Here is a 12,541-nt window from a genome sequence, read left to right as displayed (position 1 = left end):
CCCTACTCGCGTTCGAACCGGAAGCCGACCCCTCGGACCGTCGTGATGTAGCGCGGCTTGGCGGCGTCGTCGCCGAGCTTGCGGCGCAGCCAGGAGATGTGCATGTCCAGGGTCTTCGTGGAGCCCCACCAGTTGGTGTCCCACACCTCGCGCATGATCTGCTCGCGGGTGACCACCTTGCCGGCGTCCCGGACCAGCACGCGCAGCAGGTCGAACTCCTTGGTGGTCAGGTGCAGCTCCTTGTCGCCCATCCACGCGCGACGCGAGTCGGCGTCGATGCGCACGCCCTGGACCACGGGCGTCTCCGAGGTGCCGCGCCGCAGCAGGGCCCGGACCCGGGCCAGCAGCTCGGCGAGGCGGAACGGTTTGGTGACGTAGTCGTCGGCCCCGGCGTCGAGGCCCACCACGGTGTCCACCTCGTCCACGCGGGCGGTGAGAATGAGCACGGGCGTGCCGTGCCCTTCGGCGCGGATGCGCCGGGCCACTTCGAGGCCGTCCATCTCGGGCAGGCCGAGGTCAAGAACGATCAGGTCGATGCCACCCGATAGAGCTCGCTCCAGGGCCTGCGGGCCGTCCGGACTCACCTCCACCTGATAGCCCTCACGGCGCAGGGCACGCGCCAGCGGCTCGGAGATCGAGGTGTCATCCTCGGCGAGAAGTACGCAGGTCATGTTGAGGATCGTAGGACCTTAGGCGATCGTTTCCCGGGCATAGCGCGCGGTTTGACTCGCCGTTGACCTATCTATTGACCTGGGCAAACACTGATAAATCCCGGATAGACACCCGGCAGCGCGGCACGCCGGGGAGGTAGGGGCCGTCCGGACGAATCCCCGGAAGGGGCGGCGCCCGCACGATCGTCACCGGCAAAGGCGGACACACCCGGCCCCGGTGAACTTGACGGGCGTGTTCCGGCGATTCATCGCAAAGAGCAGGAAGGGGCAAGGAGAAAGCGAGCCGTACGGCGGGCCGTTCCGCACGCCGTACGGCGGGGGACCGGTCAGTCCGCCGACGGCGGCTCGGCGTACCGGGCGAGGTAGAGCTGCTCGCCGAGGCTGTCGATCAGCGCCAGCTCGGTCTCCAGGTAGTCGATGTGGTGCTCCTCGTCGGCGAGGATCTCCTCGAAGAGCCGGGCGGAGGTGATGTCGCCCTTCTCGCGCATCAGGGCGATGGCGGGCCGCAGCCGCTTGACCACCTCCAGCTCGACGTCGAGGTCGGCGCGGAGCTGCTCGGGAACGGTCTGGCCGATGTGCAGGGTGCCCAGCCGCTGGTAGTTGGGCAGTCCCTCCAGGAAGAGGATCCGGTCGGTCAGCCGCTCCGCGTGGCGCATCTCGTCGATGGACTCTTCGCGGGTGTACTTGGCGAGCTTGGTGTATCCCCAGTTCTCCTGCATCTTCGCGTGCAGGAAGTACTGGTTGATCGCGGTCAGCTCGGCGGTGAGCTGCTCGTTCAGGAGTTCGATGATCTGCTTGTCGCCCTGCATCGGCGGGCTCCTCGTGCTATGCGGTCGCCATGAGGTCTTCGGACCTCTTCAGGATCGCACAGATCTTCCGGACACACCGGGCGCAGTCCCCTCCGGCGCCCGTGGTGTCGCGGATCTGCCGGGCGCTCTTCGCCCCGGCGGCGATGCAGTCGTGGACTTCGTTCTCCGTCACCGCGCGGCAGATGCAGACGTACATGGCGGGCGAGCCACCTCTCAGGCAGATGACCGCACGGGTCAGTCAGGTAAGGCATACCTAAGATAACTCACTTTGGTTAGGCTTGCCTACGTGGCCCCCGCCACTCTCCTGTACCCGGTCCCCCGCCCGCCATGCGCCCGGCGGGCCCTGCCCGCCGGCCGGCTCCGTCAGCGCTTCAGCCACTCCTCCAGGTGCGGCGCCTCCGCGCCGATCGTCGTGGACGGGCCGTGCCCGGTGTGCACGACGGTCCGCTCCGGCAGGGTCAGCAACCGCTCCCTGATCGACTCGATGATGGTGTCGAACGAGGAGAACGACCGCCCGGTCGCGCCCGGGCCGCCCTGGAACAGCGTGTCGCCGGTGAAGACCGCCCCCAGGTCCGGGCCGTACAGGCAGACCGCGCCCGGCGAGTGGCCGGGCGTGTGCAGCACGGTCAGCTCGATCCCGCCCGCCTTCAGCACCTGCCCGTCGGACAGCGGCGTGTACGGCGTGCCGGTGTAGACCATCTCCCAGAGCACCTGGTCGTCCGGGTGCAGCAGGATCGGCGCGTCCACCCGGGCGGCGAGCTCGGCCGCCGCGTTGATGTGGTCGTTGTGCGCGTGGGTGCAGACGATCGCCGCCACCGACCGGCCGTTGATCCGCTCGGCGATCGCGGCGGCGTCGTGCGCGGCGTCGATGACGAGGACCTCGCTCGCGGAGCCGACCAGCCAGACGTTGTTGTCGACGTCCCAGGTCCCGCCGTCGAGCGAGAAGGTTCCGGAGGTGACGACCTTGTCGATCACAGGACCACCACCGAGCGCAGCACCTCGCCGCGGTGCATCTTGGCGAAGGCCCCCTCGACGTCGCCGAGCCCGATCTTCTCGGTGACGAACCCCTCCAGATCCAGCCGCCCCTGCAGGTACAGGTCGATCAGCATCGGGAAGTCCCGGGAGGGCAGGCAGTCGCCGTACCAGGACGACTTCAGCGCCCCGCCCCGGCCGAAGACGTCCAGCAGCGGCAGCTCGACCGTCATCTCCGGCGTGGGCACCCCCACCAGCACCACGGTCCCGGCCAGGTCGCGGGCGTAGAAGGCCTGCTTGTAGGTCTCCGGGCGGCCGACCGCCTCGATGACCACGTCGGCGCCGAACCCGCCGGTCAGCTCCCGGACCGCCTCCACCGCGTCGCTCTCGCGGGAGTTCACCGTGTGCGTGGCGCCGAACCGGCGGGCCCACTCCAGTTTCCGCTCGTCCACGTCCACCGCGATGATCTTCGAGGCGCCGGCCAGGGAGGCGCCCAGCACGGCCGCGCCGCCGACGCCGCCGCAGCCGATCACGGCCACGCTGTCGCCGCGGGTCACCCCGCCGGTGTTGATCGCCGCGCCGATGCCCGCCATCACCCCGCAGCCGAGCAGGCCCGCCACCGCCGGGGCCGCCGCCGGGTCCACCTTCGTGCACTGCCCGGCCGCCACCAGCGTCTTGTCGGCGAAGGCGCCGATGCCCAGGGCCGGGCTCAGCTCGGTGCCGTCGGCCAGGGTCATCTTCTGGGTCGCGTTGTGCGTGTCGAAGCAGTACCACGGCCGGCCGCGCAGGCACGCCCGGCACCGGCCGCACACCGCCCGCCAGTTGAGGATCACGTAGTCGCCGGGGGCCAGCCCGGTCACGCCCTCGCCGACCGCCTCCACCACGCCCGCGGCCTCGTGCCCGAGCAGGAAGGGGAACTCGTCGTTGATCCCGCCCTCGCGGTAGTGCAGGTCGGTGTGGCAGACCCCGCAGGCCTGCACGTTCACCACCGCCTCGCCGGGTCCCGGGTCGGGCACCCGGACCGCCTCCAGGGAGACCGCCTGACCTTTACCACGCGCGACCACGCCCTGCACGGTGTACGGCATACGCTGCACCTTGCCTTCGAGGTTCTCGATCTCTTCGGACGGAAGCCTTTTCCACCGGGCGCCTCCGCGTCAATGCCTACCCGGCGGTACCTCCACGCCGGTGCCTACCCGGCCCGGCCCCGCGGTGCACCTGGCCTCGCCCGGCCGTCACACGCGGCGCAGCACGTACGGCTGGACGACCCCCAGCCCCCGGGCGGGCCTGCGCCGGATGCGGCGCACCTCGATCCCGCCGGTCCCCTCGACGGCGCCGGCCATGGCCTCGTCGACGACGACCGAGCCGGGGCGGGCGATGGCGGTCAGCCGGGCCGCCAGGTTGACGGTGGTGCCGAAGACGTCGCCCATCATCGGCAGCACCGGCCCGTAGGCCAGCCCCACCCTGACGTCGGGGCCGTCCGCCCGGATCGCGTCGCCGAGCTCCAGCGCGATCTCGGCGGCCCTGCCGGGCTCGGCCGCGGTGAACAGCACCTCGTCGCCGAGCGTCTTGACCAGCCGCCCGCCGTACGCGGCGACCACGTCGGCGGCCCGCGACTCGAACCCCTCGACCAGCTCGGCCAGGCCGCTCTCGTCCAGCTCCCGGGCGACCCGGGTGAAGGAGACCAGGTCGGCGAAGCCCACCGCGAGCGTCAGCCGGGTGGGCGGGACCGCTTCCTCTCCCATGTCGGTGATGGCCAGCAGCCGGGTCCCGGCCGCGGCGAGCTGGGCGCGCCAGACGTGGATCAGCACCCGCTCGAAGTCGGGCAGCAGCTCACGGGCGAGCGTCATCACCTTCGCCAGGTCGGCGTCGCTGGGCGGCCGGTCCGGCTCCAGCATGGCCCCGATGATGATCTCGGCCTGCCACTGGGCGAGCCTGGCCGTGGTCTGGCCGAGCGCCCGGGTCATCCGGATGATCGTCCGCTCGTCCAGCAGGCCGCCGTCCATCATCGCCCGGACCCGCGTCAGGATCGCCACGTCGGCGTCGGTGAAGGCCACCTCGTCGTCGGGAAGGGTGGGGAAGCCCAGCGCCCGCCAGATCCGCTCGGTGACGCGCTGCGGGACACCGGAGATCTCGGCCACCTGGATCCGCGTGTAGCGGGGCGGGGGACCGACGAACAGGCGCTCGATCTGCTCGGCCGTCGGACGGCCGTCCGGCTCCCGCGCGCCCGCTCCCTCAGTGCCCATCTTCTCCCTCCCGCCCAGGAGGTTACGCCACATGGCCGTCTCCCCGTCGCCGGCTAGGCGGGGCGGCGGGCGTCGCCCGGCCCGTCGCCGGCCGTACCGTCGCCGGCGGCGCCGTCGTGGGCGCCGTCGTGGGCGCCGTCGTGGGCGCCGTCGTGGGCGCTGTCATGGGCGCTGTCATGGGCGCCGTCCAGTGCGTCGAGGGCGCCGAACAGCTCGGCGCGCACCTCCTGGATGCGCGGGATGTCGCGCAGTGTGATGCGGCCCTGCTCGCCCGCCGACTCGACGACGAGCGTGCCGCAGCCGAGCAGCCGCTCCCACAGGGTCTGGTCCGCGCTGACGGTGTTGACCTTGCTCATCGGGATGTCGTCGTGCGACTTGCTCAGCACTCCGGTGCTGATCGCGAACCGGTGCGTGGTGAGCACGTACGAGGTGTTCTTCCACTGCAGGTACGGCACGAACGTCCACACGGTGAGCAGCCCGACGGCGATGACGGCCACGGCGGCCCGCGCGTGGTCCTCGTAGGCGAAGGCGGGCATGAAGTACATCGCGGCGCCCGAGGCCGCGGCGATGACGGGCAGCGCCAGGAACGGGACGGCCAGGCGCTTCCAGTGCGGGTGGAACGACCGGATGCGCCGCTCCCCCTCCGTCAGGTGGTGATCGGGGAGACCCATGGGATGAATCGTGGCACGCTCCCGCCGCCTCCGTCAGGGGGCCGCGGGGCTCCTCCCCGCGGGAAGGGCGGGACCGGGCGAGCCGGGACCGGGCGGGCCGGGGACGGGCGGCCGCCCGGAACGGACCGGCCGTGCGTCAGGGGGCGTCCGGGCGGACGTGCACGACGTCGCCGGCGCTGAGCACGTGCTCCCGCCCCTGCGCCGCCACGACCAGGTGCCCCGCGGGGTCGACGCCCGCGGCCCGCCCGGTGAGCACCCGCTCCCCCGGCAGCTCCACCCGGACCCGCCGCCCGACCGTCGCGCTGGCGGCGAGGTAGGCGGCCCGCAGGCCGCACGCGTCGGCGTCGCCACCGGCCTCGGACCACTCGCGGTAGTGCGTCTCGATCTCCCGCAGCACCGCCCGCAGCAGCGGGTCGCGGTCGGTGCACGCGGCCTCCTCCACGGCGAGCGAGGTCGCGGTCGGCACGGGCAGCTCGCCGGCGCGCAGGCTCACGTTGAGCCCGACGCCGACGACCACCGCGCCGTCCACCCGCTCGGCGAGCACCCCGGCGAGCTTGCGCTCACCGACCAGCAGGTCGTTGGGCCACTTGAGCCGGGCGTCGACCTCCCCCACCCGGCGCACCGCCGACGCCGCGGCCAGGCCGACGAGCAGCGGCAGCCAGCCCTGCCGGGCCGCGGGCGGGTCGGGCCGCAGGAGCACCGAGAACGTCAGCCCGGAGCGCGGCGGCGCGGTCCACACCCGGCCGAGCCTGCCCCGCCCGGCCACCTGCGACTCCGCGACGAGCACCGCCCCCTGGCGGGCTCCCTCGCGCGCCGCCCGCGCCAGGTCGGCGTTGGTCGAGCCGGTCCTGCCGACGACGGTGATCTCCGACCACAGCCCGCCGGGGCGCACCAGGGCGCGGTTCAGGGCCGCCTGCGACAGCGGCGGCCGGTCCAGGTCGGTGTACGGGGACGACGAGGGCTCCACCCCTCCATTGTCCCGCCCGCGCGGGCGTCCTCCGTCCGGACGGGGCGGCGGCCGACCGGCACCGGGACCACAGGCGGGGCAGCGGCCGGGACCACGAGCGGGGCGGCGGCCGGCCGGCACCGGGAGCGCGGATCGGACCGGGGATCGGCTCCCGGGCTGCCGGACCGGTGCGGGAGGGCGAAGAATGGACGCATGAGGAGCACGCGCGCGCGCAGACGTCTCGACCCCCGCAACTGGGCGGGCTGGAAGCCCTTCGGGATCGGTGAGCGCAAGCCGAACAACTACCTGGAGCTGGTCAAGGCGTTCCGGTCGGTGAAGGGCAACCGCCGCTACGCCTGGCGCATCCTCACCCGGGGCACCTGCGACGGGTGCGCGCTGGGCACCAAGGGCATGCGCGACTGGACCATGGACGAGATCCACCTGTGCAACATCCGGCTCCGGCTGCTCAAGCTGAACACCATGCCCGCCCTCGACGTCTCGGCGCTGGCGGACGTCTCCGCCCTGGAGCGCATGAGCAGCGCGCAGCTGCGCGACCTGGGGCGCCTGCCGTACCCGATGCTGCGGCGCGCGGGCGAGCCGGGCTTCACGCGGATCGGCTGGGACGAGGCGCTGGACCTGGCCGCGCCGCACCTGCGCGACCCCTCCCGGTTCGGGGTCTACCTGACCAGCCGCGGCGTGCCGAACGAGAACTACTTCGCCGCGCAGAAGGCCGTGCGGGCGCTGGGCTCCAACTCCGTGGACAACGCGGCGCGCATCTGCCACTCGCCCTCGACCGTCGCGCTGAAGCGGGCGATCGGCGCCGCCGCGACCACCTGCTCCTACACCGACTGGATCGGCTCGGACCTGATCGTCTTCATCGGGTCCAACCCGTCGAACAACCAGCCGGTCGCGATGAAGTACCTCTACCACGCCAAGAAGGCCGGGACGAAGGTCGCGATGGTCAACGCCTACCGCGAGCCCGGCATGGAGAAGTACTGGGTGCCGTCCAACGCCGAGTCCGCCGTCTTCGGCACGAAGATCACCGACTACTTCTTCGGGGTGAACGTCGGCGGCGACATCGGCTTCCTGAACGGCGTTCTCAAGCACCTGATCGAGGACGACCGGGTGGACAAGGCGTGGGTGGACGCCCGCACGACCGGCTTCGAGGAGGTGCGGCGGGCCCTGGCCGGGCAGTCCTGGGAGGAGCTGGAGGCGCTGTCCGGGGCGAGCCGGGAGCAGATGGCCGAGCTGGCGCGGCTGCTCGGCGAGGCACGCTCGGCGGTGCTGGTCTGGTCGATGGGCATCACCCAGCACGCCTACGGTGAGGACAACGTCCAGGCGATCGTGAACCTCGCGCTGGCGCGGGGCTTCGTCGGCCGCGACCACTGCGGGCTGATGCCGATCCGCGGCCACAGCGGCGTGCAGGGCGGCGCCGAGATGGGCGCCTACGCGACCGGCCTGCCCGGCGGCCTGCCGGTCACCGAGGCCAACGCCCGGCGCTTCGGCGAGCTGTGGGGCTTCGAGGTGCCGACCGCGCCCGGTCTGACCGCCACCGACATGATCGACGCCGCCCACGCGGGCGGGCTGGACGCGCTGGTCTCCAGCGGCGGCAACTTCCTGGAGGTGCTGCCCGACCCGGGCTACTGCCGCGAGGCCCTGTCCCGGCTGAAGCTGCGCGTGCACATCGACATCGTGCTCTCGTCGCAGATGCTGGTGCCCTGCGAGGGCCCGGGCGACGGCGCCGTGCTGCTGCTGCCCGCCCAGACCCGCTACGAGATGGCCGGCGGCGTCACCGAGACCTCCACCGAGCGGCGGATCATCTTCTCCCCCGAGGTGCCCGGCCCCCGGATCGGCGAGGCCCGGCCGGAGTGGCAGATCTTCACCGAGCTGGCCGCCCGCGCCCGCCCGGAGCTGGCCGACCGGCTCCGCTACGCAGGCACCGCCGAGATCCGCGCCGACATCGAGCGCGCGGTGCCGTTCTACGCGGGCATCGCCGGCCTGGCGGAGTTCGGTGACAACGTCCAGTACGGCGGGCGGCACCTGTGCCCCGGCGGCCGCTTCCCCACCCCCGACGGCCGGGGGCGCTTCGCGCCCGTCGCGCTGCCCGCCCTGGAGCGCCCGGACGGGGCGTTCATGGTCGCCACCCGGCGCGGCAAGCAGTTCAACAGCATGGTCCACGAGCGGCGCGACGGCTTCAACGGCGCCACCCGCGAGGCCGTGCTGATGAGCCCCTACGACGCCGACCGGCTCGGCCTGGCCGACGGCACGCCGGTGGAGCTGCGCTCGGCCGCCGGGGAGCGGACGTTCCGCGGCCGGGTGCTGCGGGCCCCGCTGATGCCCGGCAACCTGCAGATCCACTGGCCGGAGGGGAACGTGCTGCTCGATCCCGTCCGCCGCTCCCCCGACGCCCGGATCCCCGACTACAACGCGCTGGTCACGGTCACGAGGCTCGACCCGTGATCGCCGGAGGGACCGGTCTCCCCGGCGGTGACGCCTCCCGCGCCGGAGACCCGCGCCCGGACGGGGAGGCGTCCCGGGACCGCGCGCCGGGCCCCCGGGCGGCGGCCGTGCGGCCCGGGCCGACCACCCGGGTGCGCATCCGCGAGGTCGCGGGCGGGCGCGTCCGGGACCGGCGCGACGACCTCGCCACCGAGGAGCCGCTGGAGATCCGCGTCCAGGCGGGCGGGGCCCGGCGGACGGTCGCCGTCACCATGCGCACCCCCGGCCACGACTTCGAGCTGGCCGCCGGGTTCCTGCACGGCGAGGGCCTCGCGGCACCCGGCGGCATCGCGGCGATCTCCTACTGCTCGGACGCCGGCGTGCCGCCCGAGGCGCGCCGCAACACGGTCACCGTACGGCTGCGCGGCCCGGCCCTGCCCGCGCTGCCCGCCCTCGACCGGCACTTCGTGACCTCCAGCGCCTGCGGCGTCTGCGGCACCGCGAGCCTCGACGCGCTGCGCTCCCGCCGCCTGGCGCCGATCACGGAGCCGGGCCCGCTGCTGGCCCCCGGGACCCTGTACGGCCTGCCGGAGGCGCTCGGGCGGGCCCAGGGCGTGTTCGGCAAGACCGGCGGCCTGCACGCGGCGGGGCTGTTCACCCCGGACGGCGCCCTGGTGGCGCTCCGCGAGGACGTCGGGCGGCACAACGCGGTGGACAAGCTCATCGGCTGGGCGCTGACCGCAGGCCGGCTCCCGCTGGCCGGGCACGTGCTGATGGTGAGCGGCCGCACCAGCTACGAGATCATGCAGAAGGCGCTGGCCGCGGGCGTCCCGGTGGTCTGCGCGGTCTCCGCGCCGTCCTCCCTCGCGGTGGACCTGGCCCGGGAGTTCGGCATCACGCTGGTCGGCTTCCTGCGCGGCGAGCGCTTCAACGTCTACTCCCGCCCCGACCGCGTCCGCTGAGCCCGCCGCTCAGAGCTCCTCGATCGCGGCGAGCTCCGTCCTGGAGGCGACGCCGAGCTTCGGGTACGCCTTGTAGAGGTGGTAGGCGACCGTCTTGGGGCTGAGGAACAGCTGGGCGGCGATGTCCCGGTTGGACAGCCCCTGGGCCGCCAGCCGGACGATCTGCAGTTCCTGCGGGGTGAGGCGGGTGAAGACGTCGGACCCCCGGTTCCGCGGCGCGGAGGCTCCGGTGGCGCCCAGTTCGGCCCGCGCCCGCTCCGCCCACGGAACGGCGCCGGAATGCTCGAAGGCCGCCAGCGCCGCCTGCAGGTGGATCCGCGCCTCGGTCTTGCGCCGCGCGCGCCGCAGCCACTCGCCGAACAGCAGCCGGGTGCGGGCGTGCTCGAAGGGGCGGTCGTCCTCCTCGTGCAGGAGCAGCGCCCGCTCGTAGGTCTTCTCCGCGGCGTCGTCGGGGCCGGCCAGCGCCCGGCACCGGTGGACGAGGGCGTCGGTCCACGCCAGGCCCAGGGAGGCGGACCACTGCTCGAAGCGGGCGAGTGCGGCGGCCGCGGGCCGGCCGAGCCGTACCGCGGCCTCGACCAGGTCCGGGGCGCTGCGCACGGCCGGGATCTGGTGGCGGCTGGGCCCCTGGGAGAGCGCCTGCAACTGGGCGAAGGCGGACTCCACCCGGCCCTGGCCCAGGTCGAGCAGGCCGAGCGCCCACTGCGCCCAGGAGGCGGCCACCCCTCCGGCGCGGGCGGACTCGGCGAGCACCTCGCCCGCGGCCTCCCGGCAGCGCTTCTCGGCCCCCTCGACCGCGGCGAGGTAGGCGGTGACGGCGCCGGCGTGGTGCGCCCACTGCCGCTGCCCGGTGTCCTGCGCGATGCGCAGCGCCTCCGCGGCGCCGACGACCGCGCGGCGGTGCCGTCCGAGGAACAGCTCGGCCTCGGCGAGATAGGTCAGTCCCGCGGGCAGCCAGCCGATCGCGCCCCGGGTCCGGCTCTCCTCGACCAGTGAGGCGGACAGCTCGTGCGCGACGGCGTCCTGGCCCACCAGCAGCGCGCAGCCGGTGATCGAGATCAGGCCCCGCGGCCCGCCGGCTCTGGCCGCGCGGCGTGCGCCGTCCAGCACCTCCGGCAGGCCGGGATACCCCTCGGTCGTCCTGCCGATGGACATCGCGGTGTCCCAGCGCAGCAGCCAGACCAGGGACATCAGCGGATCGTCGGGGGGCAGGTCCAGCGTGTCGAGCTGGTCGACGCTCGACGCGATCAGCTCCTGGTCGAGCGGGAGGAACCAGGCGGCGTGGCAGGCCTCCATGAGCATCCAGAACGCCCGGTCGGGGGAGCCTGCGGAGCAGACGGCGGCCGCGCCCTCGCTGAGCAGCGCGTGCGCGCTGCGCAGCGCGCCCTGCGCGAAGTCGGCGCTCGCCCGCACCTGGCTCAACCTGGCCCGGAGCATCGGGTCGGAGGTCCGGTTCGCGGCGCGTTCGGCGAGCGCCCGGGCGCGGTCGTGCTCGCCCCCGCCGATCGCGGCCTCCGAGGCCAGGGTGAGCCTGCGGGTCATCGCGCCGGGATCCGTGGTCAGCCGGGCCGCGCGCTCGTAGGCGGCGGCCGCGGCGTGCCCGCTCCGGCCGCCCGCCCGCTCGGCGGTCCGCTCCAGCTCGGCCGCGACCCGCTCGTCCGGGCCGGTCACCGCGCCGGCCAGGTGCCAGGCCCTGCGGTCGGCCTGCTCCGGCCCGTCGAGCGCCTCGGCGAGCGCGGCGTGCGCGGCCAGCCGCAGGCTGAGCGGCGCGCCGTGGTAGACCGCGGCGCTGACCAGCGGGTGGCGGAAGGCCACCGTCCCGTCCCGCAGGGCGACGAGCCCTATCCTCTCGGCCGGTTGCAGGTCGGCCACCGACAGGCCGAACGAGGCGCCCGCGCGCAGGACCACGCCGAGGTCGCGGCTGTCCTCGGCCGCGGCGACCAGCAGGAGCGTCCGGGTGCCCTCGGGCAGGGAGGCGACCTGCTGGTGGAAGGCCGCCTGGACCCGGCTCGTCAGCGGCACCGGGCCGAGGCGGAAGCTGTCGCCGGGCTGCTCGGCCGTGAGCAGGACGGGCAGTTCGATGAGGGCGAGCGGGTTGCCCCCGGTCTCGGCGAGCAGACGCTCCCGCGCGCGGGGGTCGAGGCCGCCGCCGTACTCGTCCAGGAGCGCTCCGGCCGCCGCCCCGTCCAGCCCGCCCAGCCGCATCTCCGCGATCCCGGGAGCGGGGAAGGGCCGGTCGTCGTCCCGCGCGGCGAACAGCAGCAGGACGCCCTCGCTCTCCAGGCGGCGGGCCGCGAACAGCAGCGCCTCCGCCGATGCCCGGTCCAGCCACTGCGCGTCGTCGACGAGGCAGAGCAGCGGGGCGTCACCGGCCAGTTCGGACAGGAGCGACAGGACGGCCAGTCCCACGAGGAACCGGTCCCCCGACTCGGCGGGCGCGAGGCCGAACGCGCCCCGCAGGGCCTCGCGCTGCCGGTCGGGCAGCGTGTCCACGCGGTCGAGCGCCGACCGCAGCAGCAGGTGAAGGCCGGCGAACGGCAGCTCCGCCTCCGACTCGACCCCCGTGCCCCGGACCACCCGGACGCCGTCGGCGGAGGAGGCGGCGTAGTCCAGCAGCGCCGTCTTACCGATGCCGGGCTCGCCTCTGATGAGCAGCGCCGCGCTCTTACCTGTCCGTGCCTCCGCGAGAAGCCTGTCGATCTCCGATTGCTCGATGGTACGCCCCCGTAACATGGGGCTCACCTTACCGATGCGACTCCCCGTTCCTCCGGACAAGTCATGAAGCGTTACTGATTCTCCGGATCTCGGTTCTCCCTAACGTCGTGGTC

At 73.9% G+C, this 12,541-nt stretch carries 11 protein-coding genes; 2 read left to right on the top strand and 9 right to left on the bottom strand.

The genetic code is table 11. The features are described 5' to 3' along the window. Positions 1-2: 2 nt before the first annotated feature. The 8 genes from ABD823_RS02340 to ABD823_RS02305 form a co-directional block, all read right to left on the bottom strand. Positions 3-671, bottom strand: coding sequence for a response regulator transcription factor (locus ABD823_RS02340; protein ID WP_012888073.1), 669 nt, complete (start codon positions 669-671; stop codon positions 3-5). A 326-nt stretch (positions 672-997) separates the two neighbouring features. Then, a complete protein-coding gene (bfr, locus tag ABD823_RS02335; protein WP_344855360.1) occupies positions 998-1,480 on the bottom strand; it encodes a bacterioferritin in 483 nt (160 codons plus the stop codon). 16 nt (positions 1,481-1,496) lie between these two features. Further along, the gene (locus ABD823_RS02330; RefSeq protein ID WP_344855357.1) at positions 1,497-1,676 is read right to left on the bottom strand and encodes a (2Fe-2S)-binding protein; all 180 of its coding nucleotides are present in this window, start codon (positions 1,674-1,676) and stop codon (positions 1,497-1,499) included. Positions 1,677-1,843: 167 nt separating this feature from the next. Next, positions 1,844-2,455, bottom strand: coding sequence for an MBL fold metallo-hydrolase (locus ABD823_RS02325; protein WP_344855354.1), 612 nt, complete (start codon positions 2,453-2,455; stop codon positions 1,844-1,846). Further along, entirely contained in the window at positions 2,452-3,537 is a 1,086-nt protein-coding gene (locus ABD823_RS02320) for an S-(hydroxymethyl)mycothiol dehydrogenase (protein ID WP_344855352.1), read from the bottom strand. The genes ABD823_RS02325 and ABD823_RS02320 overlap by 4 nt, the downstream gene beginning before the upstream one ends. 147 nt (positions 3,538-3,684) lie before the next feature. Further along, positions 3,685-4,695 carry an adenylate/guanylate cyclase domain-containing protein gene (locus ABD823_RS02315; RefSeq protein WP_344855350.1) on the bottom strand — a complete coding sequence of 337 codons (1,011 nt, stop codon included), beginning with the start codon at positions 4,693-4,695 and terminating at the stop codon, positions 3,685-3,687. A 53-nt stretch (positions 4,696-4,748) separates the two neighbouring features. Then, positions 4,749-5,366 carry a PH domain-containing protein gene (locus ABD823_RS02310; RefSeq protein ID WP_344855348.1) on the bottom strand — a complete coding sequence of 206 codons (618 nt, stop codon included), beginning with the start codon at positions 5,364-5,366 and terminating at the stop codon, positions 4,749-4,751. A 136-nt stretch (positions 5,367-5,502) separates the two neighbouring features. Next, positions 5,503-6,333, bottom strand: coding sequence for a biotin--[acetyl-CoA-carboxylase] ligase (locus ABD823_RS02305; RefSeq protein WP_344855346.1), 831 nt, complete (start codon positions 6,331-6,333; stop codon positions 5,503-5,505). 192 nt (positions 6,334-6,525) lie between these two features. On the opposite strand from ABD823_RS02305, the gene ABD823_RS02300 reads away from it, so the two are divergent. Then, positions 6,526-8,772, top strand: a complete 2,247-nt coding sequence (locus ABD823_RS02300; protein ID WP_344855343.1) for an FdhF/YdeP family oxidoreductase — start codon at positions 6,526-6,528, stop codon at positions 8,770-8,772. Next, complete coding sequence (fdhD, locus tag ABD823_RS02295) at positions 8,769-9,713, top strand: formate dehydrogenase accessory sulfurtransferase FdhD (RefSeq protein ID WP_344855340.1); 945 nt, start codon at positions 8,769-8,771, stop codon at positions 9,711-9,713. The genes ABD823_RS02300 and fdhD overlap by 4 nt, the downstream gene beginning before the upstream one ends. A 9-nt stretch (positions 9,714-9,722) precedes the next feature. Here the strand turns inward: fdhD and ABD823_RS02290 are convergent, their stop codons facing one another. Next, positions 9,723-12,446, bottom strand: coding sequence for a helix-turn-helix transcriptional regulator (locus ABD823_RS02290; protein WP_344855338.1), 2,724 nt, complete (start codon positions 12,444-12,446; stop codon positions 9,723-9,725). Positions 12,447-12,541: the final 95 nt, after the last annotated feature.

Origin of the sequence: Planomonospora alba (genome assembly GCF_039534085.1) — a bacterium.
Taxonomy (GTDB): domain Bacteria; phylum Actinomycetota; class Actinomycetes; order Streptosporangiales; family Streptosporangiaceae; genus Planomonospora_B; species Planomonospora_B alba.
This window is presented reverse-complemented; position numbering and strand designations above follow the sequence as displayed.

Coding starts and splice junctions, on each gene's coding strand:
- ABD823_RS02315 (WP_344855350.1), bottom strand. CDS start 4,695: ATGGGCACTGAGGGAGCGGGCGCGCGGGAGCCGGACGGCCGTCCGACG.
- bfr (WP_344855360.1), bottom strand. CDS start 1,480: ATGCAGGGCGACAAGCAGATCATCGAACTCCTGAACGAGCAGCTCACC.
- ABD823_RS02320 (WP_344855352.1), bottom strand. CDS start 3,537: ATGCCGTACACCGTGCAGGGCGTGGTCGCGCGTGGTAAAGGTCAGGCG.
- ABD823_RS02300 (WP_344855343.1), top strand. CDS start 6,526: ATGAGGAGCACGCGCGCGCGCAGACGTCTCGACCCCCGCAACTGGGCG.
- ABD823_RS02330 (WP_344855357.1), bottom strand. CDS start 1,676: ATGTACGTCTGCATCTGCCGCGCGGTGACGGAGAACGAAGTCCACGAC.
- ABD823_RS02290 (WP_344855338.1), bottom strand. CDS start 12,446: ATGTTACGGGGGCGTACCATCGAGCAATCGGAGATCGACAGGCTTCTC.
- ABD823_RS02340 (WP_012888073.1), bottom strand. CDS start 671: ATGACCTGCGTACTTCTCGCCGAGGATGACACCTCGATCTCCGAGCCG.
- ABD823_RS02310 (WP_344855348.1), bottom strand. CDS start 5,366: ATGGGTCTCCCCGATCACCACCTGACGGAGGGGGAGCGGCGCATCCGG.